The following is a 22,095-nucleotide window of genomic DNA, read 5'->3' on the forward strand; positions in this document are numbered from 1 at the left end:
CTCTTCCGAGATGGACGAGCCGAGCGCCGAGTTGCCGATGTTGGCGTTGATCTTCACCAGGAAGTTACGGCCGATGATCATCGGCTCGGACTCGGGGTGGTTGATGTTGTTCGGGATGATCGCCCGGCCACGCGCCACTTCATCGCGCACGAATTCCGGGGTGATCGTCTCGGGGATCGACGCCCCGAAATTCTGGCCCGGATGCTGACGGGTCAGCAGCGCGGCCATTTTCTCGCCGGTCGGGCCCGAGTTCTTCAGCGACTCGACATAGGCGGCGCGATTCATGTTCTCGCGGATCGCGATGTATTCCATCTCCGGCGTGATGATGCCGCGACGCGCGTAGTGCATCTGCGTGACGTTGGCACCGGCTTTGGCACGACGCGGCTTGCGATGCAGACCGGGAAAGCGCAGCTCGTCGAGCTTGGCGTCGGCCGCACGCACCCGACCGAACTCGGAGGAGAGGTCAGAGAGCACCTCGGTGTCGTCCCGCTCCTCGATCCAGCCCTGGCGCACCGCCGGCAGGCCCGAGCGGATGTCGATCTTTGCCGCCGGGTCAGAGTAAGGGCCCGAACAGTCATACACAAAGATCGGCGGATTCGGCTCGGCCGGCGCGTCGGAGGCGGTGCCGGGCGCGGCAAACATCAGCGGCGTGTCGTCTTGCGAGATCTCGCGCATCGGCACGCGGATGTCGGGACGCGAGCCTTCGACATAGATCTTGCGCGAGTTGGGCAGCGGGGCAATCGCCGCTTCGTCCACGTGGGCGCTTGAGGCGAGAAATTTTTCGTTGGCATTCATTCTGAGGCTCTCCGGGTTGAGGCGCTGGGGGAGAGTCGGAACGGGCGCCGGCAGGGCGGCCGGCACGTCGTTTCCCTTCGCCGGCATGACCCGGATCAGGTTCCAAGGGACTCTCTCAGCCACGTATCGCGGCACCCCCAACGAACCCCGCCAAGGTAAAGGAAAAGTGCGTGTCCGGCAACTGTGGCTCAGGGCATCCTTGGCTTTCATGTCGGGCGTGCGGGCGCGAACGATTCGCGCGCCTGTCAATCGCTAGCTCTGGTGCGGCGTGCCGTGCTGCCACAAGGCATGAAAGTGATGCACTGGCCCATGGCCTTTGCCGACGCCGAGTTGGCCGGACTGGGCGATGGCGCCGAGCAGGTAGCGGCGGGCGTCAAGCACCGCTGCGTCGACCGGGCGGAACTCTCGCGTGCGCTGCGGCAGCAGAGCGGCGATGGCAGATGAGAGGGTGCAGCCGGTGCCGTGGGTGTTGGGGGTGTCGATGCGCGGCGTGGGCAGTTTGACCATGCGGTCACCATTGAAGAGCAGGTCGACCAGTTCGTTGCCGGGCAGGTGGCCGCCCTTGAGCAGCACCCAGCGCTCGCCGCTGTGCGGCAGCATCTCGCGCAGGCGCTCGGCGGCGCGGGTCATTTCCTTGACCGACTCGGGCGCGCGGGCATCGAGCAGCACGCCGGCTTCGGGCAGGTTGGGGGTGAGCATGAACACTTGCGGCAGCAAGGCCTCCTTGAGCATGGACACGGCCTCGCGGGCGAGCAGGTGGTCGCCGCTCTTGGCGACCATCACCGGGTCGAGCACGACGTTGTCGGGCTGGTAGCGCGCGAGGCCTTCGGCCACGGTGCGCACGATGCCTGCGGTGCCGAGCATGCCGATCTTGACGGCGTGAATCGCCACATCGTCGAACAGCGTGTCGATCTGCAGTTTGAGGAAGTCGGTTGGTGGGGTGTGGATGCCGGTGACGGCGGTGGTGTTTTGCGCGGTGAGCGCGGCCACCACGCCGCAGCCGTAGGCGCCAAGCGCCGAGAAGGTTTTCAGATCGGCGAAGACACCGGCGCCGCCCGAGGGGTCGATGCCGGCGATGCTCACTACATTGGGGATACGCGATGTCATGCGGTGTCCTCGGTCACGGGTTCAAGAATTCGGCGCATTTGCCGAAAACCGGATTATCCCCTTTATGCAAGGGCGAGTTGTTCGGAGATCAGGTCATGAAGCATCGCATCCTCTTTACCGTGATGGCGCTGGCAGTTGCATTGCCGGCCGCCGCCGCCGATTGGGCGATGATCGTCAAGGACAAGACGCGGCGGATCGAGATTGACCGCGACAGCGTGCTGCAGTCGGACCCCGGCACCAAGGTGGCGTGGGGGCGCATCGTGCTGTCCGCCCAGGATGCTGATGAGGCGGGTTATGCGACGGTCAAGGCGCTGAACCGCTACGACTGCAAGCGCCGCAATTTTTCGACCATCAAGCGGGTTTATCTGGATGCCGCCAACCATGTGATCCGTGAAGAGCGGGTGACCGAAGAGCGCGTCATTGAGGTCAATCCGCGCAGCGTGGATGAAGGCCTGTGGCGAGAAGTGTGCAAACCACCCGCCGCGATGGACGTAGCCTCGCTGGCCGAGGCGGCGAGCAAGGCCGCACAAAAGACAAGGCCAGAAAAGAACGCCCCGGAAGCGGCGTCCGTGCGGCACGCCGATCAGACGCGCGCGGCCGATCAGCAGCCGACCAAGACGCAGGTGGCAGATTCGCATGCCGCCGCGCCTCAGACTCCGGCCCCTGCCGTCGAGCACGCGGCGCCGGCGGCCAAAGCCCCGCAGACAACCGCACTGCCGGCCGACCAAGTGGAAGTGCAAACGCTCGGCAAGGGCCAGTCCCTGCTTCCCCCCATTCCCAGTTTTGGTCCCAAAACGCCGGCCGCACCCGTGGCCGAGTCGCCAGAGGCCAAGCCGGCGATGCCTGAAGTGGTGGCCGCACCCACGCCGGCACCCAAGCCTGCGCCGGTGGTGGTTGCGGCACCCGTGGTGAAGCCAGCGCCGCCGGTGATGCGCGCGGCGCCAAAACCCGCACCGAGAGTGGTGCGCGCGCCGCGGCCCAAGCCGGCCGCGATCAAGGTCGCCATGCTTGAAGAAAAGCATGAACCGAGCACGGTGGATGTTCACAAATCGATTCACTGGGATTACGAAGGGGTGGGCGGTCCGGCCCGTTGGGGGCAGCTCAATCCGGCGTGGAAGACCTGCGACACCGGCAAGCGGCAATCGCCGATCGATATCCGCGATGGCATCCGGGTCGATCTCGAGCCGATCAAGTTCGACTACGTGCCGACTTACTTCCGCATCCTCAACAACGGGCATACGGTGCAGGTCAGTGTTGGGCCGGGCAACACCATGTCGGTGATGGGGCGGACCTTCGATCTGGTCCAGTTTCACTTCCATCGGCCGTCCGAAGAGCGCATCAACGGCCGCGGCTTCGATATGGTGGCGCATCTGGTGCACAAGGATCTGGATGGCCGCCTGGCCGTGGTGGCGGTGCTGATCGAGCGCGGTGAATCGCACCCGCTGGTGCAGACGCTCTGGAACAACCTGCCGCTGGAGAAGCACCACGACTATGCGCCGGCGGTGTCCGTCAATGCCGCCGAACTGCTGCCGCAAGCGCCCGAGTACTACACCTACATGGGGTCGCTGACCACGCCGCCGTGCTCGGAGGATGTGCTGTGGATGGTGATGAAAGAGCCGATCAAGCTGTCGTCCGAACAGATCGCGATCTTCCAGCGCCTGTACCCGATGAACGCGCGGCCGGTGCAAGCCGCCAACGATCGCCTGATCAAGGGCTCGCGGTAATCGGAGGGGGGGGGGCGGCTTTGCCGTCGCCCTCACAACAGGCTGTCGCGTAACGTCGTCGGTTGTCGGGTGGGCAACTCGCCGCCCACCATCGTGAATCAAGACAAACCTCGCTTGGCAGGCCTCTCGCTCCAAACGCCTCAAAGCCGGGGTGTCGTAGGGTGGTCAGCTTCGCTGCCCACCATCGAGAATCACGACAGACGCTGCGTGGTGGGCAGCAAAGCTGACCACCCTACGGGGTGAGTGCGCCGATTTGAAGCGAGGTCGGAGGCGGCCGCGACGGCGCTAAATCGCCGAAAACTGCTCTCCCAGAAACCGCTCCAGCCGCGGGTCGTCTGAAAACGCCACATTGAAGCGTATCCATGGGCTCGCCTGCATCTGCGGCCGAAACACCTTGCCCGGCGCCAGCATGATGCCGACGTTCGCGGCACGGGTGGCCAGCGGCGCCGTGTCTTCGAGCGCCGGCTGGCGCGCCCACACGAAGATGCCGCCGCGCGGCTCGTGATACACCGCCATGTCCAGCCGATCGAGCATGCGCAGCGTCCGTGACGTGGCCTGCTGGATGCGCCCCTGAAGGCGCTCGACATACTTGCGGTAGTGGCCGTCGGTGAGCATCTGGTAGACCAGTTGCTCGTTGAATTCGGAGCTGCTCACGCAGGTGAGCGTCTTCACATCGGTGAACTCGGCTGCCAGGTCGGGCCGGGCGGCAATGAAGCCGACCCGCAAACTGCCCGACAGCGTCTTGCTGAAGCTGCCCACGTAGATCACCCGGTCGAGCTGGTCGAGATTGGCCAGACGGGTCGTCGCGCGTGGGTGCAGGTCGGCGTAGGTATCGTCCTCGATGACCAGAAAATCGTGCTTGGCCGCCAGCTGCAGCACGCGGAAGGCATTCGGTGGCGACAGGTTGGCACCGGTCGGGTTGTGCAGCACGGAGTGGGTGAAGAACACCCGCGGCTTGTGATCGACCAGCAGCGCTTCAAGCGCCTCGGTGTCGGGGCCGTCGGCGTTGCGCGGCACGCCCACCAGCTTGGCGCCAAGCAGGCGCAGATTGCCGAAGAAATTGAAGTAGCCCGGGTCGTCCACAAACACCGTGTCGCCGGGCTTGATCAGGTGCCGCGCGACGGTGTCGAGTGCCTGCGTGGCGCCATGCGTCAGCACGATCTGTTCGGGCGGTGCGCCGATGCCGAATTCGGCCAGCCGGATCTGTAACTGCTGGCGCAGCGGCAAATAGCCCTGCGCCGTGCCGTAACCCGTGACGCGCGCATCCGCACGGCGCCCCAGCGCACGCAGGTGGCGGCGCAGGCCTTCCTGGTCGAGCCAGATCGAGGGTAGCCAGCCCGCGCTGGCCTTGAGGATGTCGGGTGAGTCATCAAGCGCCCGACGCATCAGCCAGGCCACGTCGACCGCGCGGTCTGGGACGACCGGGCGCTTTTCGCTGGGCGCGGCGGCGCGTGGCGCGACATAGAAACCCGAGCCGCGACGCGAATGCAGATAGCCCATGGCGACCAGTCGGTCGTAAGCCTCGACCACCGTGAAGCGGCTGACCTGCTGCATCTGGGCCAGGCGGCGAATCGGCGGCAGGCGCATGCCGGGGCGCAGGATGCGGTCGTCCACCTGGTGGCGGATCGCGTCAACGATCTGCTCGACCAGTGGCGTGGATTGGTCGGGGTCGATACTGAGCTGAAGCATCGGGGTTCTCCTGGGGCGGGGCGCGCATTGCGGCGACGGGCGCTTGAATGCCTGAATCCGGGTGGGTCTCGGCCCGGGTTTGATCGAGTGTCCATGAAGTATTGCTGAAGTGTCTGTAATTGTCATGCCTGTTGTGCCGAGCTGTCGCCCCGGCGGCGTTCGCCAGCGCGGCTTGACCAGGCTGCGGGGCTTGCATGGCCGGCCAGAGAAAAGGGTGCAGCGGAGGCGGCAGCCCGTTTGCCAAACTGCGGCCGACGAGACATGCCACGGGTCGGTGGGTGGGCTGTCGCGGATCGGCTTGATGCCGAGGCCGTTGGTCGGCGCGCGCGCTTTTCTCTTGCCAGGCGAAGGGTGTTTTTGTAAATTACTGACCAGTCAGTTATTAACCGTGGCGCTGAAATGTTTTTCGCCCACGCATGGGTTTCTGAATCCGACACGGGGCGCGGCGCTGACGCGCCGAACCGCCGGGATGGCACAGAGGACTGGGTTTTGACCGATCACGTAGAGAAGAAAGCGCCGGTGCGCCGTCGCAAGGAGGCGCGTCCGCAGGAATTGACGGCGGCGGCCTTGTCGCTGTTTGTCGAAAAGGGCTTTTCCGCTACGCGTCTGGATGAGGTGGCGGCGAGGGCGGGGGTGTCGAAGGGCACGCTGTATCTGTACTTCGACAGCAAGGAGGCCTTGTTTCTGGCGGTGATTCGTGAGGGCATCGTGCCGATCATTGAAGAGGGTCGCAAGTTGCTGGTGGCGCATGCCGACGACCCGGTGCGCATGCTGCGTGAATACCTGTTTGGCTGGTGGGCCTTGTTTGGCGACACCGAACTCGGTGGCGTGCCGAAGTTGATGACCTCGGAGGCGCAAAATTTTCCCGAAGTTGCGCAGTACTACGTGCGCGAAGTCATCCAGCCGGGCAAGGCGTTGATGCGCGAAGTGCTCGATCGCGGGGTGGCCAAGGGCGTGTTCCGTCAGACCAACAGCGAGTTGGTGACTCACATATTGATGGCGCCGCTGCTGCATCTGGCGCTGTGGCGGCACTCGTTTGCGGTGTGCTGTCAGGTGCCGGATATGGATCCGGCAGCCTATCTCGAGAGTTTTTTTGATCTGGTATTGAAAGGTCTGGCCGTGACGCCGGAAGGGGGCAAGTAATGCAGCGTGCTGTGGTGGTTTCCTTGTTGGTCGGCGTGGCGCTGGCCGGATGCTCTGCTCCCGAGTCCGAGCCGCTGCCCCCGGCCACGGTGCTTGTTCAGACGGTGGCGCCCGAGGCGGTGCAGGCCGGGCGATATTTTACCGGTGAAATCGTGCCACGCCATGCGACCGACCTGGGCTTTCGGGTGGGCGGCAAGCTGATTGCCCGCGCGGTGGATGTGGGCAGCGTTGTTAAGAAAGGACAGGTCCTGGCCCGGCTGGATGCCGAAGACACGCGCCTCGGTGCCAGTGCTGCACAGGCGCAGCTCGCGGCGGCGCAGTCGGAGCTGTCGCTTGCTCAGGCGGAACTGGCACGGGTGAAGGCCTTGCGCGCACAGAATTTTGTGAGTGACTCGGCCGTCGATACCCGGCGAACCACTCAGGCGGCGGCTGCGGCACGGGTGAAACAGGCCAGTGCGCAGGCGGTGCTGGCGGCAAATCAAAATGAGTACACCACCCTGGTGGCGGATGTAGACGGCGTGGTGACCGCAGTGCGTGGCGAACTCGGCCAGGTGCTGGCGGCCGGTCAGCCGGTGCTGACGCTGGCGCAGGATGGCGCGCGCGAAGTGAAGATCGCGGTGCCGGAGGGCCATGTGGCGCAGATGCCGGTGGGCACGCCGGCACGGGTCGCGCTGTGGGCCGATCAGAAGACCGCGCTGCCGGCCGTGGTGCGCGAGGTGTCACCGGCGGCGGACCCGCAGACGCGGACGTATATGGTCAAGGTCGAGGTCAAGGCCGAGGCGGCGAATCTGCCGCTGGGCGCGACGGCCACCGTAGCGCTGGCCGGCGACGCGGCGCCGGGCGTGGTGCTGCCGTTGCGGGCAGTGGGCGAGCGTGAGGGCCAGCCGGTGGTGTGGGTGTTTGATGTGGCGACCGAGTCCGTGTCGCCCGTGCCCGTGACCGTGACGCGTTTCGATGAACGCGGCGCGCATGTGGCCGCTGGCGTGGCGCCGGGTGCGCAGGTGGTGGTGGCCGGGGTGCATCTGCTGCGTCCGGGGCAGACCGTCAAATCCAAAGCGGTGACCGACGCCGTGACGCTGGATGCCAAGCGATGAGGCACTTCAATCTCTCCGAATGGGGCCTGCGCCATCAGACGATGGTGCTCTATTTCATGTTGATGCTGACCCTGATTGGTTTGCTGGCCTACAAAGGTCTGGGCCAATCAGAGGATCCGCCGTTTACTTTCAAGGTGATGGTGGTGCGCGCCGAATGGCCGGGCGCAACGGCGGCGGAAATGGCCGAGCAGGTGACCGACCGCATCGAGAAGAAGCTGCAGGAAGTCACCCAGGTGCACTACATCCGCAGCTACTCCAAGCCGGGTGAGGCGCTGATTTTCTTCGCCGCCCAGGATTCGACGCCGCCGGATGAGATGGACGGCATCTGGTATCAGGTGCGCAAGAAAATCGGTGATATGCGCCACACGCTGCCGAGTGGCGTGATCGGACCGAGTTTCAATGATGAGTTTGGCGACACCTTTGGCAATGTGTTCGCGCTGCATGGCGAGGGCCTCGGCTACGGCGAACTCAAGCGCTATGCGGAAGCCGTGCGGGCGGAGTTGTTGCAGGTGCCCGATGTGGCCAAGGTGAGCTTCATCGGCGAGCAGTCGGAGCGGGTGTTCATCGAATTGTCGAACACCAAGCTGGCGACTTTCGGGCTGAGCTTGAACGATGTGACCGGTGCGCTGGCGCAGCAAAACGCCAAAACCAGCGCTGGCTTTTTCGAGACGGATGAGGAGCGCATCTATTTGCGCCCTGACGGCGACTACGCCGATCTGGACGCAATCCGCGCGACGCTGATTCGCGCCGGGGGGCGGAGCTTCCGCCTTGGCGACGTGGCCGAGGTGAGTCGTGGATTTCAGGATCCGCCGGGCGACCGCATGCGCTTCATGGGCAAGCAGGCCTTCGGTATCGGGGTGTCGATGCGCGCAGGCGGCGACATCATCGCGCTGGGCCGGCATCTGGATGAGGCGGTGGCGCGGATCGAGTCGCAACTGCCGGTGGGCGTCGAGCTGGCGCGGGTGGCTGACCAGCCGCGCGCGGTGCAGCGCTCGGTCAATGAGTTCGTCAAGGCGCTGGCCGAGGCGGTGATCATTGTGCTGGTGGTGAGTCTGGTCAGCCTCGGGCTGCGCACCGGCATCGTGGTGGTGGTGACCATCCCCGTGGTGCTGGCGATCACCTTTTTGTGCATGCGCGAGTTTGATATCGGGCTGCACAAGATTTCGCTCGGCGCGCTAATCCTGTCGCTTGGTTTGCTGGTGGACGACGCGATCATCGCGGTCGAAATGATGGCGACTAAGATGGAGCAGGGCTGGGATCGGGTGCGCGCGGCGAGCTATGCCTATACGTCTACGGCCAAGCCGATGCTGTCGGGCACGCTGGTGACGGCGGCCGGCTTTTTGCCGATCGCCACGGCCGCGTCGAGTACGGGCGAGTACACCCGCTCGATCTTTCAGGTGACGGTGATCGCACTGCTGATTTCTTGGGTGGCGGCGGTGGTGTTCGTGCCGTATCTGGGCTTTCATCTGCTGCCCGATTTTTCGAAGAAAAAGCAGGCGAAGGAAGGGCGCTTCGCGCGTGCCATTGGCCGTGTGTGGCCGGCAGCCGGGCGCCGGTTGGCAGCGCGAGCGACCGCTGCGCCGGCGCATCATGACGAGTACGCGATCTACCACACCGCCTTCTACAACCGATTTCGCAAGCTGGTGGACGCCTGCGTGCGCCGCCGCTGGTGGGTGATCATTGCCACCTTGGTGATCTTTGTCGGCTCAATCGGCGTGTTCCGCCATGTGCCACAGCAATTCTTCCCCGACTCCACGCGGCCCGAGCTGCTGGTCGATCTGGAGTTGCGCGAGGGCGTGTCGCATACGGCGACGGATGCCGTGGTGCGCGATCTCGAAGCCCTGCTCGACACGTCCGACGGCATCGAAAACTATGTCGCCTACGTGGGCGCCGGCAGCCCGCGCTTTTACCTGCCGCTGGACCAGAAGCTCGCCCAGACCAACTTCGCGCAATTCGTGATTCTGACGACCGGGCCGGAGGCGCGAGAGGCGCTGCGCAGCCAGTTGATCGACCATTTTGCCAAGGACCCCTCGGGCATGGTGGCGGTGGTCAAACGACTGGAGAACGGTCCGCCCGTGGGCTTCCCGGTGCAATACCGGGTGAGCGGGCCGGACTTTGCCAAGCTGCGTGAGATCAGCCATCAGGTGGCCGATCGCCTGCGTGAGCAAAGCGCCTTGTCGAATGTGCATCTGGACTGGGAGGCGCCGTCCAAGGTCGTGCGTCTGCGCATTGATCAGGATAAGGCGCGCCTGCTGGGCCTGTCGTCGGCGCAGATCGCCAGTTTTCTGAGCACCTCGCTGCATGGCATGACCGTCACCGAGTACCGCGAGGCGACCGAAACCATCCAGGTGCGCTTGCGTGGTGCAGCGGCGGAGCGCACGCATCTGTCGTCGCTGCCCGATCTGGCCATTCCCGTGACCGGCGGGCGCTCGGTGCCCTTGGCGCAGGTGGTGACGCCGGAGTACGGATTTGAAGATGGCGTGATCTGGCGTCGCGACCGGGTGCCGACCGTGACCGTGCGCTCGACCTTGTATGGTACGCGTCAGCCGGCGCAGCTTGTGGCGGCCCTGGCGCCCGCGATGGCCGAGATTGAAGCCACGCTGCCGCTGGGCTACCGGATTGCGGTGGGCGGCGCAGTCGAGGAAAGCGCCAAGGGCGGCGCCTCGGTGGCCGCCGGCATGCCGCTGTTTCTGGTGGTGGTGATCACCGTGCTGATGATTCAGCTGCAGAGCTTCTCGCGGGTGGCGATGGTGCTGCTGACCGCGCCGCTGGGCCTGATCGGTGTGACCGCGTCGCTATTGCTGTTCAACAAGCCCTTCGGCTTCGTGGCCATGCTCGGCACCATCGCGCTGTCGGGCATGATCATGCGCAACTCGGTGATTCTGGTGGATCAGATTCGTCAGGACATGGAGGAGGGGCGCACGCCCTGGGATGCCATCGTTGAATCCACCGTGCGCCGCTTCCGACCGATCATGCTGACCGCCGCGGCGGCCATTCTGGCCATGATTCCGCTCACCCGCAGCGCCTTCTTTGGCCCGATGGCGGTGGCGATCATGGGCGGGCTGACCGTGGCGACCGCGCTGACGCTGATCTTCCTGCCTGCGCTGTATGCCGCGTGGTACCGCGTCAAGCCGGAGCCGGCCGCATGAAGTTTGCCCAGCTGAAGCCGCGCGGCAGCGCAGCAACTGCGCTAAAATGCCAGCGTTTGCGCCTATCTCATAAATTAGTATGTGCTAATATACGCACAGGGAGCCGATGATGGATTTTGAACGCGCGCGCTTCAATATGGTTGAGCAGCAGGTACGTCCATGGGACGTGCTGGATCAGGACGTGCTTGAATCGATGATGACCGTCAAGCGCGAGGAGTTCGTGCCTGCCTCGCACAAGGCCTTGGCGTTTTCCGAGGCGCTGATCCCCATCGGTTGCGGTCAGGCCATGTTGTCGCCGGTCATCGAAGGCAAGGTGCTTCAGGCGCTTTCGCTGAAGCCGACAGACAATGTGCTGGAAATCGGCGCCGGCTCGGGCTACTTCGCCGCCTTGCTGGCGTCGCGTGCCGACTGGGTGCGCAGCATCGAGATCGAACCCGAACTCGCCGCGCTGGCCGCGGCCAATCTCAAGGCCGCTGGCGTTGAGAACGCGGTGGTTGAAGAAGGTGACGGCGCCGAAGGCTGGCCCGCACGTGCGCCCTACGATGTGATCGTGGTGTCAGGTGCCATGCCGGAAATGCCCGCCGCGCTCAAATCGCAATTGAAAGTCGGTGGTCGCCTGTTTGCCTTCATTGGTGAGGGACAGATGATGGTTGGCCGCCTGGTGACCTGTATTGGCGAAGGTCAGTACGAGACGGTCGATGTGTTTGAAAACGTGGTGCCCGCGTTGCGCAATGCGCGCCGGGCCGATGCCTTCCGCTTCTGAGGACACGCCATGCGCCAGATGCTCCCGACCGAACTCAAGGACTGGCTCGACGATCCGGCGCGAGTGGCGCCGGTGTTGCTGGACGTGCGCGAGCCCTGGGAGTTTGAGCTGTGTCATCTGGCGGGTTCGCAGCTGATGCCGATGTCGTCCGTGCCGGCCCGTATCGACGAGCTCGACGCCACCGCTGACATCGTGGTGATCTGTCATCACGGCGGCCGCAGCATGCAGGTGGCCATGTTTCTGGCGCAACGCGGCTTTGGTCAGGTCATCAACCTGGCTGGCGGGGTTGCTGGCTGGGCGGCGCAGATCGATCCGGCCATGCCTCAGTACTGAACAAGCCTCATCACGGAGAATTGCATGAAGCGCACCCTGAGTGTTCTGTTGGTCAGTCTCGCATCTGCCTCGGCCTGGGGCGCGGATCTGATGTCGGTGTATCGCGACGCGCTGGAATACGATGCTCGTTTCGCCGCCGCCAAAGCGCAACGCGAGGCGGGGCTGGAGAAAACCGTACAGGGGCGTGCGGGCGTGTTGCCTGGGATTGGCATGTCGGCCAGCACGACCTGGAACGACAACACTTACACCGGCGTCGATCGCAGCTTCAACAGCAATAGCTATGGTGCTGAATTGCGTCAGCCGCTGTTCAATCGTGCGGCCTGGACGCAATACGAGCAGGGAAAACTGCAGACGACGCTGTCGGATACGCAGTTTGAGCTGGCGCGCCAGGATCTGATCCTGCGGGTGTCGGAAGCCTATTTTGCGGTGCTCAACGCGCAGGACGCGGCGGAGGCGCTGCGCGCCTTGCGCACGGCGGCCACGCAGCAACTTGAGCTGGCCAAGAAGAGTTTCGAAGTGGGCACGGTGACCGTGACTGATGTGCACGAAGCGCAGTCGCGGTTTGACCTCGCCTCGGCACGTTTGATTGCGGCCGAGAACGCGCTTGAAGTGGCGCGCCAGAGTCTGGCCCAGATTGTCGGCAAAGAACCGGAAGGCGTGGCGGGTTTGCGCGCGGGCGCCGAGCTCGGTCGGCCGCAGCCGGACGACATGCGTCAGTGGGTGAGTGCCGCCGAGCAGGACAGTTACAGCGTACAGATTCAGCAGATCGCCACCCGTATCGCCGATCGCGAAGTGACGCGCAATGCTTCTGGCCACCTGCCGACGCTGGATGTAGTTGCGCGCTACAACCAGTCCGATTCCGGCGGCAGCAGCTTCGGGAGTGGCCGCAGCGAAAACACCATTCGTACGATTGGCCTGGAGTTGAACGTGCCGATCTATCAGGGCGGCGGCGTGTCATCGCGCACCCGTGAGGCGGCGGCACTGCTGACCAAGTCCGAAGCCGATCTGGATGATGCGCGCCGCAGCGCGGCACTGGCGGCCCGCCAGGCCTATCTTGGCGTGACCAGTGGTCTGGCGCAGGTGAAGGCGCTGGAGGCGGCGGAAGTGTCATCCCGTTCGGCGCTGGAGGCCAACCGACTGGGCTATGAAGTGGGCGTGCGGATCAACATCGATGTGTTGAACGCGCAAAGCCAGTTGGCCGACACTCAGCAGCAGCTGGCCAAGGCGCGCTACGACACGCTGATCGCCCAGTTGCGTCTGTCGGCTGCGGCCGGCACCTTGGGTGAAGAAGAAGTGGCGCGCCTGAATACGCTGCTGACCTCGGCCCCTTGAAGCTGTTAGTGGTCTGCTTTGCAATTGTCGCGCCCCTGTAGGGCGGGCTTCAACCCGCCATGGTCGGCTAAAGCCGACCCTACGCGGTATCGAGAGTTCGCAAGCACTGCACTAGCGTTCGCCGGCTCAGTCGTCTAGCAGCGGCGTGAGCAGGGCAACGGTGCGCGCCGTCGCGCCGCCGTGTTGCCGGGCAAACCGGCTTCCGGCCTCGCCCATGGCCTTGCGCCGCAGCGTGTCGCCGACCAACTCGAAGGCCTCGCGCATGGCGTCGGGCACGGTGCCGAAACGCAGACCCGCTCCGGCGTCCAGCGCGGCGTCGCTGGCGTCGCTGAAGTTGTAGGTGTGCGGCCCGAGCAGCACGGCCCGGCCGGTAGCGCAGCATTCAATCAGGTTCTGCCCACCAAAGGGCAGCCAGGTGCCGCCCATCAGCACCACATCGGCCAGGGTGTAATAGGCCGCCATTTCCCCCATTGAATCGCCCAGCCAGACTTGGGTATCCGGCGTGGCCGGTGCAGTCTCGCTGCGTTTCGCCACGCTTAGCCCAAGCGCGCGCGCCTGGGTGGCGACGGCGTCAAAGCGCTGCGGATGGCGCGGCACGATGACCAGCAGGGCGGTGTCGCGATCCGGATGGGTGTTGAAGGCGTCGAGAATCAGCGCCTCTTCCCCCTCGCGTGTGCTGGCGGCCAGGATGACCGGCCGCGCGCCCATCGTCTCGCGCCAAGACGCGCCCAACGCCAGCGCCGCCGCTGGCAGTGTCATGTCGAACTTGATGTTGCCGGTGACGATGGGGTGTGTGGCGCCGATCGATTTCAGGCGGGCGCCGTCGGCTTCGCTTTGCGCGGCAATGATCGAAAATCGGGAGAAGGTTTCGCGCGCCAGCGTGATCAGCTGCAGGTAGCGCCGTTCTGACCGGGCCGAGAGGCGGGCATTGACCAGCGCGCAGGGCACGTCGAGTGACGCGCAGGCCGCCATCAGATTGGGCCACACCTCGGTTTCCATGACGATGCCGAGCTGCGGCTGAAAGTGGCGCAGAAAGCGACGCTGCAGCCAGGGCAGGTCATAGGGCAGATACACCGACAGCAGGCGATCGCCATAACGGCTGAACACGGCTTGCGCGGTTTCTCGTCCGGTGGGCGTCATGTGGGTGAGGACAAAACGGTGCGCCGGAAAGCGCTCGGCGAGTGCGTCGATCAGCGGTTGCGCGGCGCGGGTTTCGCCCACCGACACGGCATGCACCCACAGAATCGGCCCTTCGGCGGTTTGGGTATAGCGACCAAAGCGCTCCGCGATGCCCGATCGATAGCCCGGTTGCAGGCGGCCGCGCCACAGCAGCCGGAGCATCACGGCGGGCAGGGCGATGATCCACAGCAGGGTGTAGAGCAGGCGGGGCATGGGCGTTGCCGGGCAAACGAAAAATTATACGATGCAACGCGCCGGCCACCGATGCCGAAATGCGTCCGGGCGATGCCTCATGACGCGAGGCTGTGAGACAATACCGGCCTGAATTTCGGATCTGGGATGTGGGCGATGAAGGTATTGGTAACGGGCGCAGCCGGCTTTATCGGCATGCACGCCTCAGAGCGTTTGCTGGCGCGGGGCGACGAAGTTGTTGGCTTGGACAATCTCAACGATTACTACGACCCGCAGCTCAAGCGCGACCGTCTGGCGCGCATCGAACCGCACCCGAACTTCCGCTTTGTGAAGATGGACGTCGCTGATCGCGAAGGCATCGAAAAGCTCTTCGCCGAAGAAAAATTCGACCGCGTCATCCACCTGGCCGCCCAGGCCGGCGTGCGCTACTCCATCGAAAACCCGCACGCCTACATCGACAGCAACGTCGTCGGTTTCATGAACATCCTGGAAGGCTGCCGCCACAACAAGGTGCAGCACCTGGCCTACGCCAGCAGCTCCAGCGTGTATGGCGGCAACACCAAAATGCCGTTCTCCGAGCACGACTCGGTGGACCACCCCATCAGCATGTACGCGGCCACCAAGAAAGCCAACGAGCTGATGGCGCACACCTACAGTCACCTGTTCGGCGTGCCGACCACCGGCCTGCGCTTCTTTACGGTGTATGGCCCCTGGGGGCGCCCGGACATGGCACTGTTCCTGTTCACCAAAGCCACCCTCGAAGGCCGCCCGATCGACGTGTTCAACCACGGCAAGATGCAGCGCGACTTCACCTATGTGGACGACATCGTCGAAGGCGTCATCCGCGTGCTCGACCACACCGCCGAGTCCGACCCCGAATTCAACGCCGATCAGCCGAACCCCGGCCGCAGCAAGGCCCCGTTCCGCGTCTTCAATATCGGCAACCACAGCCCGGTTCAGCTGATGGACTACATCGGCGCCATCGAATCCGCGCTGGGCATGGAAGCCAAGAAGAACTTCCTGCCGATGCAGGACGGCGATGTGCCGGCCACCTACGCCGATACGTCCGAGCTCAATGCCTGGACGGGCTTTCAGCCGGATACATCGGTCAAGGATGGTGTGGCGCGGTTTGTTGCGTGGTATCGCGGGTATTTTTCGGTTTGATGAAAAAGGGCCGGATGGCCGGTCGGGGAAATTGAATGTCGAGTCACAAGCCCAAAGTCGCACTCATCACCGGCGTGACCGGGCAGGACGGCGCGTATCTGGCGGAGTTTCTGCTCAAGAAGGGCTACGAAGTGCACGGCATCAAGCGGCGCACCTCGCTCTTCAACACCGACCGGATCGACCACCTGTACCAGGATCCGCACGTCGACAACCGCAACTTCATCCTGCACTACGGCGACCTGACCGATTCCACCAGCCTGGTGCGTGTCATCCAGAAAGTGCAGCCTGACGAAATCTACAACCTCGCCGCCCAGTCGCACGTGGCCGTCAGCTTTGAAGAGCCTGAATACACCGCCAACGCCGACGGCATTGGCGCGCTGCGCATTCTCGAAGCCATCCGCATTCTCGGGCTCGAGAAGAAAACACGCTTCTATCAGGCGTCCACCTCCGAACTCTACGGACTTGTGCAGGAAATCCCGCAGAAGGAAACCACCCCCTTCTACCCGCGCAGCCCCTACGCAGTGGCCAAGCTCTACGCCTACTGGATTACGGTCAACTACCGTGAGGCCTACGGCATGTACGCCTGCAACGGCATCCTGTTCAACCACGAATCTCCGGTGCGTGGCGAAACCTTCGTCACCCGCAAGATCACCCGCGCCATCTCGCGCATTGCCCTCGGCCTGCAAGACTGCCTCTACCTCGGCAACATGAGCGCGCTACGCGACTGGGGGCATGCGCGAGACTATGTCGAGATGCAGTGGCTGATGCTGCAGCAGAATGTGGCGGAAGATTACGTCATTGCGACAGGCGTTCAGCACAGCGTGCGCGACTTCGTGCGACTCGCTGCGGCCGAACTGGGCATCGGTGTGCGTTTCGATGGCGATGGTGAGCAGGAGGTTGGCGTCGTCGAGTCGGTTTCAGGCAATGCTCCCAATTGCAAGGTCGGCGATGTGATCGTGAGGGTTGATCCCCGATACTATCGGCCTACCGAGGTCGAAACCTTGCTCGGTGACCCGAGCAAGGCGCGAGAGCGCCTTGGCTGGTCACCCACCACCAGCCTCGCGGAACTCGTGAAGGAAATGGTGTTGTGCGACTACACGGCAGCCAAGCGGGATGCGCTGGTCAAGAATGCCGGGTTCCAAGTGTATGACTATCACGAGTGAGGCTGAAAAGGCTGATCTCGACGACACGATGGAAGTGAACTTTGATGGCTGAAGCGCAACGCATTTTCGTTGCGGGCCACCGCGGCATGGTCGGTGCGGCTATTGTCAGGGCGCTGGAGGCGCGCGGTGAGTCCGACGTCGTGACGCGCACGCATGCTGAACTGGATCTGACCGATCAATCGGCGGTGCGTCGCTTTTTCGATGAGCAACGTCCCAGCCAAGTGTATCTGGCCGCAGCCAAAGTCGGCGGAATCCACGCCAACAACACGTATCCTGGGCAGTTCATCTACGAAAACCTCATGATCGAGGCCAACGTGATCGATTCTGCGTACCGCGCCGGGGTAAGCCGGTTGCTGTTTCTCGGTTCGAGTTGCATCTATCCCAAGTTGGCAGCCCAGCCCATGGTGGAGGGGGCATTGCTGACTGGTGCGCTGGAGCCGACCAACGAGCCCTACGCCATCGCCAAAATCGCTGGCATCAAGTTGTGCGAAAGCTACAACCGGCAGTACGGCACCGACTTCCGCAGCGTGATGCCGACGAACCTGTACGGACCGGGCGATAACTATCACACTGAGAATTCTCATGTCATTCCTGCCCTGATCCGCCGGTTTCATGAGGCCAGACATGCAGGGCTACATGAGGTGTCGATCTGGGGGACAGGAACGCCAAGGCGGGAGTTTCTCTATGTCGACGACATGGCCAGTGCCTCCGTACATGTCATGTCGCTCGATCGTTCCGTGTACGCGCAGAACACCGAACCCATGCTCAGCCATATCAACGTTGGGTTTGGGGCGGACATTTCGATTCGCGACGTGGCGGAGATGATTGCCCGCACGGTGGGCTATCAAGGCAAGATCGTGTTTGACACTTCCAGGCCCGACGGCACGCCACGAAAGCTGATGGACAGCAGCCGCCTCATTCGTCTCGGCTGGCAGGCACAAGTCTCTCTCGCGGATGGGCTGGCGCAGGCCTATCGGGATTTCTGCGCATCGGACGACAATATATAACGAGAAAGATATTCGAGCAGCTTGGCCGGGTATTTCGACAGAATCTTGAGCATGTTGGTGTCAATGCCGTTCTCGCGGCAGGCGCGCAGAACTTCGCGATTGAGCTGAAGTTTGGCCTTGATGCCCGCGGTACTGGCCCCCCCCGTCTGCATGTGGACGAGAATCTCGGGCAGATGCCGATAGCGCAGCTCGGGGCGGGAGAAAAGACGAATGATCATTTCGTAGTCTCCGGCAATCCGGTAGTCGGTCGCGAAACGACCGGTTCGAACATACTCCGCCCGACGAACGAACAGCCCCGGATGCGCTGGCATCCAGCCATAGGCCAGTCGGGCGGGCGTGAAGCGATCAGAGCGGTAGCGCCGGATGATGCGTTCCGGCGACTTCGGGTCAAAGAAAGCGACATCGCCAAGCACAGCATCCACGTGATGGCGTTCGAAGGTATCGACGACACTCGAAATCGCGTCGGCCGATGCGTATCGATCGTCCGAATTCAGAAAGGCGATGACATCGCCTGTTGCGCGGGCCAGCCCCTTGTTCATGGCATCGTAAATGCCCTTGTCGGGTTCGGAGACAAGGGTGTTCACGCGGTCTGCGTGTTCGCGAATGATCTCCAGGGTCGCGTCTTTCGACGCGCCGTCGATGACGATGTGTTCGATATTGGGGTGGCGCTGGTTAGCGACGGACTGAAGTGCCGCGCCAATGGTCTGTGCGGCGTTGTAAGCGACCGTGATGATCGAAATCTTCATGGAGGAGTATTCCGGATGATCGAAGGGGCTCGCAGCCTGCGTTTGGCCAGTTGAACGAGCAGATAAAGGCGCCAGCGCAGACGGACGTGAAGGGGGAATGTCGACTTCTCGCCGCTGATGCTCGCGTTGCCACCGTGGCGTCGATAAAGGCTCAGAGGGGTATCGATAAAGCGAACACCGCCCGTCATCTGTCCGACAAGCCCCAGCCACCAATCGTGCATGGGCAGGTGCGACGGAAATGGCAGGGCAGTGGAGAGCAGCTCACGACGAAACGCCATGCAGCAGCCGAGATAACCGTTCTTCAGCAGATTTCTGATAAACCCGGGGCGCGAGCCATTGAGCGCAAAGAACGAGGGATGAACGAGGTTCAGCGAGTCGTCGACCACCCGGCAGTCGCTGACTGCAAGCATGGCTATGTCGAGCTCAATCGCCATGCGCTCGACTTTGTCTGGCAGCCAGAGATCGTCCTGGTCGCAGAGAAACACCAAGTCGCCACGGGCATTCCCCAGCGCATGCTCGAAATTCCGGATCAGGCCTTTCCGGGGGCCGTCGATCAGACGGATCCGGGTGTCGGCGATCGCCGCCACGAGATCGCGCGTGGCGTCGGTCGAACCGTCGTCCGAAATGATGAGTTCGTCAGCCGCGCTCAGTTGCGACAGGATGCTGTCGATTTGCTGACGAATGTGAGCAGCGCCGTTGTATGCGGCCAGGCAAACCGAAATCATCGGGACAGAACGCGTCCGTAAACCCGCCGCGCAAGACGATAGAGTGATGAAGGTAGCAGGCGCTTGGCGGCCCGGTTCAGCCGCATCATCGGCGTGACCCGGGGGGCATCCGGCGAATGATCGATCAAGGATATCTCCGCCCCCTGCGTTGCAAAAGGCACGGCCTTGATGACCGTCTGATACACCTTGGCGAACGGATTCTGCTCAATGGCGGCTTTCAGGTCGGACGGCGCAGCGCGCCAGACTGCGGCGTATTCCGTGTCTTCCGGTTCGCGGCAAACATGCATCACATCGATGATCTTGAGGCCAGCACTATTCATCAATGCTTGCATGTTGCGGATACCGAAGAAGCGGATATGAGTCCGGTCAAGCAGTCCCCAGCTCTGGTAGGCGAAATCCTCGTTCATCAGACATGCATGGATGACGCAGTGGCCGATATGGGGGAGGGAGACCACTACGGCACCGTCCGTGCTCAGGTGTTGGCTGGCGGCATCCAGGGTGGCCTGTGGGTCTCTCAGATGCTCGAGTACGTCGCCCGCGATAATCAAGTCGTATTGGATGTCGCTGCCTACGGCGTCCGACCAGGATGGATCATCCAGATTGGCTTGGACGACCCGGGTGCAGTGAGGCGACAGGTGAGGCAGGAACTCGTCCATGAGTTCAACCGCCGTCACTTTGCACCCGGCTTCCGTGCTCAGTCGCCGCGTCACTGAACCGGGGCCTGCGCCCAATTCCAGCACATTCTGGTGGCCCTGAGCCATCGCCACAATGAAATCCGAAGCGTGCTCGCCCTGTCCCTTGAGTTTGGTGTAGGCGTAGTTTGAAGGCTGGTCAGCGGCCATTCGAGTTCCTGTTTCGACGGATCAAGCGCTTGAGTGTCGTGGGCAGCAAGCGATAAAGGGCGTTGATGTATCTTAGCCGACGGCTGCGGCAAAAGAAGCGGTTCAGCGCATGATGGAATGCTGGCGCAATGTCCATCGGGATCGACGTCACTTCAATCGGCGCGTCGGAGAGCTGCACCGCAAACGGATCGATCAGCCACTCATTGCAATGCACGCCGGTACCGTCGAGACCGATGTTGCTGATCAGAGAGCGGGCGGGCGCCAGCGACCTGCGTTCGGCCAAGAAGAGGGATGCGTGCCAGCGGATAAACCACGAGTTGTTCTGGCCTGCAATCTGGCCGCGCAGCATGCGCTCAAAGCCGCCGGGGCCGAGCGAATCGAATCGATGGAGTTGCCCGGTTTCCTTCAGACGCTGAAGCAGGTGTTCCCCGCTCACGTCGAACAGGGCCCAGCGATCCGCCCATGTCGCCCAACCCCAGCTCATCGGATGTTCCAGCATGACCGTGTCCGAACCGGCGCCAGAACTATCGATCGGGTACATGTAGGCGGAGATGGAGCCGACCTGCGGTGTGTCCCGGTAGCGATCGAGCGCATCATTCATATAGGTCAGGAATGTCGGCGCTGTCAGCAGGTCGTCTTCAAGGACGATCACCTGTCCATATTGGCGGCACAATTGCGTCGCGCCGTCGATGATGGATGCTGCCAGCCCCATGTTGCATTCGCGTTCGACGATCGTCACCGAGGCGAAACCCTCGGCCGCCCGGATTGCTTCGCGCACCTGTTGGACAGCGGTGCCGTCCCAGTCATCTCGCGGCGCATCCGAGAAAATGTGCAGTGGGGTTGCTTCGGCGAGCGCGTTGAGCCGAAGCGCCTCCAGCGTACGCCGGGTGTGTTCTGGGCGATTGAACACAAACAGGGCGACCGGTGCATGGTGCGGAACCGAGGTCACGAAGCGCTCCTGGTCATGAATGTTCGCAGGCGTCGCTTGAGCCCGACAAGGGTGTAGAGCGCACTGCTCACGAATCGTGGGCTGTGGACGAGAGCGCTGAACAGGCGTGCCAGTGTCGGGCTGACCGCCTTGAGCAGCGCCTGAGTGTCCTCCACGAGACCGGTGTCGAGCGAAAAACCCTTGTGACGCCAGAGAATGAGTGCGTAGATCAGCCGCCGGCCCTGTTTCAGGCAAAGACCTGCCCAGCGAGCATCGGCCACGCCAATCGCGCGTGCACGTGCACGCCACAACATGGCAAAGTGACCCAAGGCAATGCGGGTGTATGCGGCCGCGTTGCTTTGCCAGCCATCGAGCGGCTGAAGCCCAGTGACATGGGTCCCGGGAAAGTGATACCAGTGCAGCGCCTCGGGCTGTTCGAGAAACACACCCACCTGGCAATAGCAGGTCCCGAGGTAGTTCTCGATGCTCACTGCGTTCCACCGCGATCGCTTGATCAGGTAGGTGGGCAGAAAGGTAGGCAGAAGGTTGCCGGTATGCTGGAGAAACGACTCTACTCCGAAGCCTTCAACACCCTCTTCTGTGGCTGGCCCTGGAGTCAGAGTCTCCCCTTCCGCGGTTAGCTCGCGTTTGGCGTGATTCATGAAGACGAAATCGATACCGGGGTCCGAGTCGAGGGCGGCCATGACGCGCTCGATGCCTTCAGGTTCGATCATGTCATCCTGACCGCACAGCCAGACATAGTCTCCCTTGGCCAACTGCACGGTGCGCGCAAAGTTGCGGTCCATGCCGACGTTCTGGGCATTGCGTTCGACCCTGAGCCGCGGGTCCTCCACCGCGCGTCGGGAGACGATCTGCCAAGTGTCGTCGCTTGAGTTGTCGTCCGAAATAACGACCTCAAGGTCTTCCCGCTTCGAGGCAAGCAGATGGTCGATGAGCGACCGGATGGACTGCTCGCCGTTGTAGGAGGGAATGCAGATGGACAATCGAGGTTGAGACATC

At 63.2% G+C, this 22,095-nt stretch carries 19 protein-coding genes and 1 riboswitch; of the genes, 10 read left to right on the plus strand and 9 right to left on the minus strand.

The genetic code is table 11. The annotated features are described in order from the left end of the window. Both FHP89_RS12285 and thiD read right to left on the minus strand, forming a co-directional pair. The coding region (locus FHP89_RS12285; RefSeq protein WP_186300407.1) for a phosphomethylpyrimidine synthase ThiC at nt 1–795 on the minus strand (795 nt) is incomplete at its 3' end. A 55-nt stretch (nt 796–850) separates the two neighbouring features. Beyond that, nucleotides 851–944: riboswitch (TPP riboswitch) on the minus strand. A gap of 103 nt (nt 945–1,047) precedes the next feature. Then, entirely contained in the window at nt 1,048–1,902 is an 855-nt protein-coding gene (gene thiD / locus FHP89_RS12290; RefSeq protein WP_144179640.1) for a bifunctional hydroxymethylpyrimidine kinase/phosphomethylpyrimidine kinase, read from the minus strand. A gap of 95 nt (nt 1,903–1,997) precedes the next feature. Here thiD and FHP89_RS12295 point away from each other — a divergent pair, with 95 nt between their 5' ends. Continuing rightward, nucleotides 1,998–3,626 (plus strand): carbonic anhydrase, encoded by a 1,629-nt coding sequence (locus FHP89_RS12295; RefSeq protein ID WP_144179639.1) that lies wholly within the window; start codon nt 1,998–2,000, stop codon nt 3,624–3,626. A 285-nt stretch (nt 3,627–3,911) separates the two neighbouring features. Here FHP89_RS12295 and FHP89_RS12300 read toward each other — a convergent pair whose 3' ends face one another. Continuing rightward, on the minus strand, nt 3,912–5,315 hold the full coding sequence (locus FHP89_RS12300) for an aminotransferase-like domain-containing protein (RefSeq protein WP_144179638.1): 1,404 nt from the start codon (nt 5,313–5,315) through the stop codon (nt 3,912–3,914). Between the two features lie 489 nt (nt 5,316–5,804). On the opposite strand from FHP89_RS12300, the gene FHP89_RS12305 reads away from it, so the two are divergent. The 6 genes from FHP89_RS12305 (at nt 5,805) to FHP89_RS12330 (ending at nt 13,129) form a co-directional block, all read left to right on the plus strand. Continuing rightward, nucleotides 5,805–6,458, plus strand: a complete 654-nt coding sequence (locus FHP89_RS12305) for a TetR/AcrR family transcriptional regulator (protein ID WP_260851586.1) — start codon at nt 5,805–5,807, stop codon at nt 6,456–6,458. Further along, nucleotides 6,458–7,552, plus strand: coding sequence for an efflux RND transporter periplasmic adaptor subunit (locus FHP89_RS12310; RefSeq protein WP_144179636.1), 1,095 nt, complete (start codon nt 6,458–6,460; stop codon nt 7,550–7,552). Before FHP89_RS12305 ends, FHP89_RS12310 begins: the two co-directional genes overlap by 1 nt. Then, the gene (locus tag FHP89_RS12315; protein WP_144179635.1) at nt 7,549–10,701 is read left to right on the plus strand and encodes an efflux RND transporter permease subunit; all 3,153 of its coding nucleotides are present in this window, start codon (nt 7,549–7,551) and stop codon (nt 10,699–10,701) included. The genes FHP89_RS12310 and FHP89_RS12315 overlap by 4 nt, the downstream gene beginning before the upstream one ends. A gap of 109 nt (nt 10,702–10,810) precedes the next feature. Continuing rightward, on the plus strand, nt 10,811–11,464 hold the full coding sequence (locus FHP89_RS12320) for a protein-L-isoaspartate O-methyltransferase family protein (protein ID WP_144179634.1): 654 nt from the start codon (nt 10,811–10,813) through the stop codon (nt 11,462–11,464). 9 nt (nt 11,465–11,473) lie between these two features. Beyond that, nucleotides 11,474–11,797, plus strand: a complete 324-nt coding sequence (locus tag FHP89_RS12325) for a rhodanese-like domain-containing protein (protein WP_144179633.1) — start codon at nt 11,474–11,476, stop codon at nt 11,795–11,797. A 24-nt stretch (nt 11,798–11,821) separates the two neighbouring features. Beyond that, entirely contained in the window at nt 11,822–13,129 is a 1,308-nt protein-coding gene (locus FHP89_RS12330) for a TolC family outer membrane protein (protein ID WP_144179632.1), read from the plus strand. Between the two features lie 126 nt (nt 13,130–13,255). On the opposite strand, the gene waaA is transcribed toward FHP89_RS12330, so the two are convergent. Further along, complete coding sequence (gene waaA / locus FHP89_RS12335) at nt 13,256–14,521, minus strand: lipid IV(A) 3-deoxy-D-manno-octulosonic acid transferase (RefSeq protein WP_144179631.1); 1,266 nt, start codon at nt 14,519–14,521, stop codon at nt 13,256–13,258. 135 nt (nt 14,522–14,656) lie between these two features. On the opposite strand from waaA, the gene FHP89_RS12340 reads away from it, so the two are divergent. The 3 genes from FHP89_RS12340 to fcl are packed head-to-tail and all read left to right on the plus strand — an operon-like array spanning nt 14,657 to nt 17,834. Next, nucleotides 14,657–15,664 (plus strand): NAD-dependent epimerase, encoded by a 1,008-nt coding sequence (locus tag FHP89_RS12340; RefSeq protein ID WP_144179630.1) that lies wholly within the window; start codon nt 14,657–14,659, stop codon nt 15,662–15,664. A 35-nt stretch (nt 15,665–15,699) separates the two neighbouring features. Continuing rightward, the gene (gene gmd, locus FHP89_RS12345; RefSeq protein ID WP_144179629.1) at nt 15,700–16,827 is read left to right on the plus strand and encodes a GDP-mannose 4,6-dehydratase; all 1,128 of its coding nucleotides are present in this window, start codon (nt 15,700–15,702) and stop codon (nt 16,825–16,827) included. A gap of 44 nt (nt 16,828–16,871) precedes the next feature. Beyond that, nucleotides 16,872–17,834, plus strand: a complete 963-nt coding sequence (fcl, locus tag FHP89_RS12350; protein WP_144179628.1) for a GDP-L-fucose synthase — start codon at nt 16,872–16,874, stop codon at nt 17,832–17,834. Here fcl and FHP89_RS12355 read toward each other — a convergent pair. The 5 genes from FHP89_RS12355 to FHP89_RS12375 are packed head-to-tail and all read right to left on the minus strand — an operon-like array spanning nt 17,798 to nt 22,094. After that, nucleotides 17,798–18,580, minus strand: a complete 783-nt coding sequence (locus FHP89_RS12355) for a glycosyltransferase family 2 protein (protein WP_144179627.1) — start codon at nt 18,578–18,580, stop codon at nt 17,798–17,800. The two genes, fcl and FHP89_RS12355, sit on opposite strands and share 37 nt — an antisense overlap. Continuing rightward, nucleotides 18,577–19,305, minus strand: coding sequence for a glycosyltransferase family 2 protein (locus FHP89_RS12360; protein WP_144179626.1), 729 nt, complete (start codon nt 19,303–19,305; stop codon nt 18,577–18,579). Before FHP89_RS12360 ends, FHP89_RS12355 begins: the two co-directional genes overlap by 4 nt. Continuing rightward, a complete protein-coding gene (locus FHP89_RS12365) occupies nt 19,302–20,147 on the minus strand; it encodes a class I SAM-dependent methyltransferase (protein WP_144179625.1) in 846 nt (281 codons plus the stop codon). The genes FHP89_RS12360 and FHP89_RS12365 overlap by 4 nt, the downstream gene beginning before the upstream one ends. Beyond that, nucleotides 20,137–21,096 carry a glycosyltransferase family 2 protein gene (locus FHP89_RS12370; protein ID WP_144179624.1) on the minus strand — a complete coding sequence of 320 codons (960 nt, stop codon included), beginning with the start codon at nt 21,094–21,096 and terminating at the stop codon, nt 20,137–20,139. The genes FHP89_RS12365 and FHP89_RS12370 overlap by 11 nt, the downstream gene beginning before the upstream one ends. Next, nucleotides 21,093–22,094: a glycosyltransferase family 2 protein gene (locus FHP89_RS12375; protein ID WP_144179623.1), complete on the minus strand. Its 1,002-nt coding sequence runs from the start codon at nt 22,092–22,094 to the stop codon at nt 21,093–21,095. Before FHP89_RS12375 ends, FHP89_RS12370 begins: the two co-directional genes overlap by 4 nt. Nucleotide 22,095 lies beyond the last annotated feature (1 nt).

The sequence above is a fragment of the Denitromonas ohlonensis genome (assembly GCF_007625205.1).
In the GTDB taxonomy this organism is placed as follows: domain Bacteria; phylum Pseudomonadota; class Gammaproteobacteria; order Burkholderiales; family Rhodocyclaceae; genus Nitrogeniibacter; species Nitrogeniibacter ohlonensis.

Excerpts from the sequence above, each read along its gene's own strand:
- thiD (WP_144179640.1), bottom strand. The coding sequence starts at position 1,902 with ATGACATCGCGTATCCCCAATGTAGTGAGCATCGCCGGCATCGACCCC.
- FHP89_RS12310 (WP_144179636.1), top strand. The coding sequence starts at position 6,458 with ATGCAGCGTGCTGTGGTGGTTTCCTTGTTGGTCGGCGTGGCGCTGGCC.
- FHP89_RS12330 (WP_144179632.1), top strand. The coding sequence starts at position 11,822 with ATGAAGCGCACCCTGAGTGTTCTGTTGGTCAGTCTCGCATCTGCCTCG.
- FHP89_RS12295 (WP_144179639.1), top strand. The coding sequence starts at position 1,998 with ATGAAGCATCGCATCCTCTTTACCGTGATGGCGCTGGCAGTTGCATTG.
- waaA (WP_144179631.1), bottom strand. The coding sequence starts at position 14,521 with ATGCCCCGCCTGCTCTACACCCTGCTGTGGATCATCGCCCTGCCCGCC.
- FHP89_RS12315 (WP_144179635.1), top strand. The coding sequence starts at position 7,549 with ATGAGGCACTTCAATCTCTCCGAATGGGGCCTGCGCCATCAGACGATG.
- FHP89_RS12365 (WP_144179625.1), bottom strand. The coding sequence starts at position 20,147 with ATGGCCGCTGACCAGCCTTCAAACTACGCCTACACCAAACTCAAGGGA.
- FHP89_RS12325 (WP_144179633.1), top strand. The coding sequence starts at position 11,474 with ATGCGCCAGATGCTCCCGACCGAACTCAAGGACTGGCTCGACGATCCG.
- FHP89_RS12360 (WP_144179626.1), bottom strand. The coding sequence starts at position 19,305 with ATGATTTCGGTTTGCCTGGCCGCATACAACGGCGCTGCTCACATTCGT.
- FHP89_RS12300 (WP_144179638.1), bottom strand. The coding sequence starts at position 5,315 with ATGCTTCAGCTCAGTATCGACCCCGACCAATCCACGCCACTGGTCGAG.
- FHP89_RS12340 (WP_144179630.1), top strand. The coding sequence starts at position 14,657 with ATGAAGGTATTGGTAACGGGCGCAGCCGGCTTTATCGGCATGCACGCC.
- fcl (WP_144179628.1), top strand. The coding sequence starts at position 16,872 with ATGGCTGAAGCGCAACGCATTTTCGTTGCGGGCCACCGCGGCATGGTC.
- gmd (WP_144179629.1), top strand. The coding sequence starts at position 15,700 with ATGTCGAGTCACAAGCCCAAAGTCGCACTCATCACCGGCGTGACCGGG.
- FHP89_RS12375 (WP_144179623.1), bottom strand. The coding sequence starts at position 22,094 with ATGTCTCAACCTCGATTGTCCATCTGCATTCCCTCCTACAACGGCGAG.
- FHP89_RS12320 (WP_144179634.1), top strand. The coding sequence starts at position 10,811 with ATGGATTTTGAACGCGCGCGCTTCAATATGGTTGAGCAGCAGGTACGT.
- FHP89_RS12355 (WP_144179627.1), bottom strand. The coding sequence starts at position 18,580 with ATGAAGATTTCGATCATCACGGTCGCTTACAACGCCGCACAGACCATT.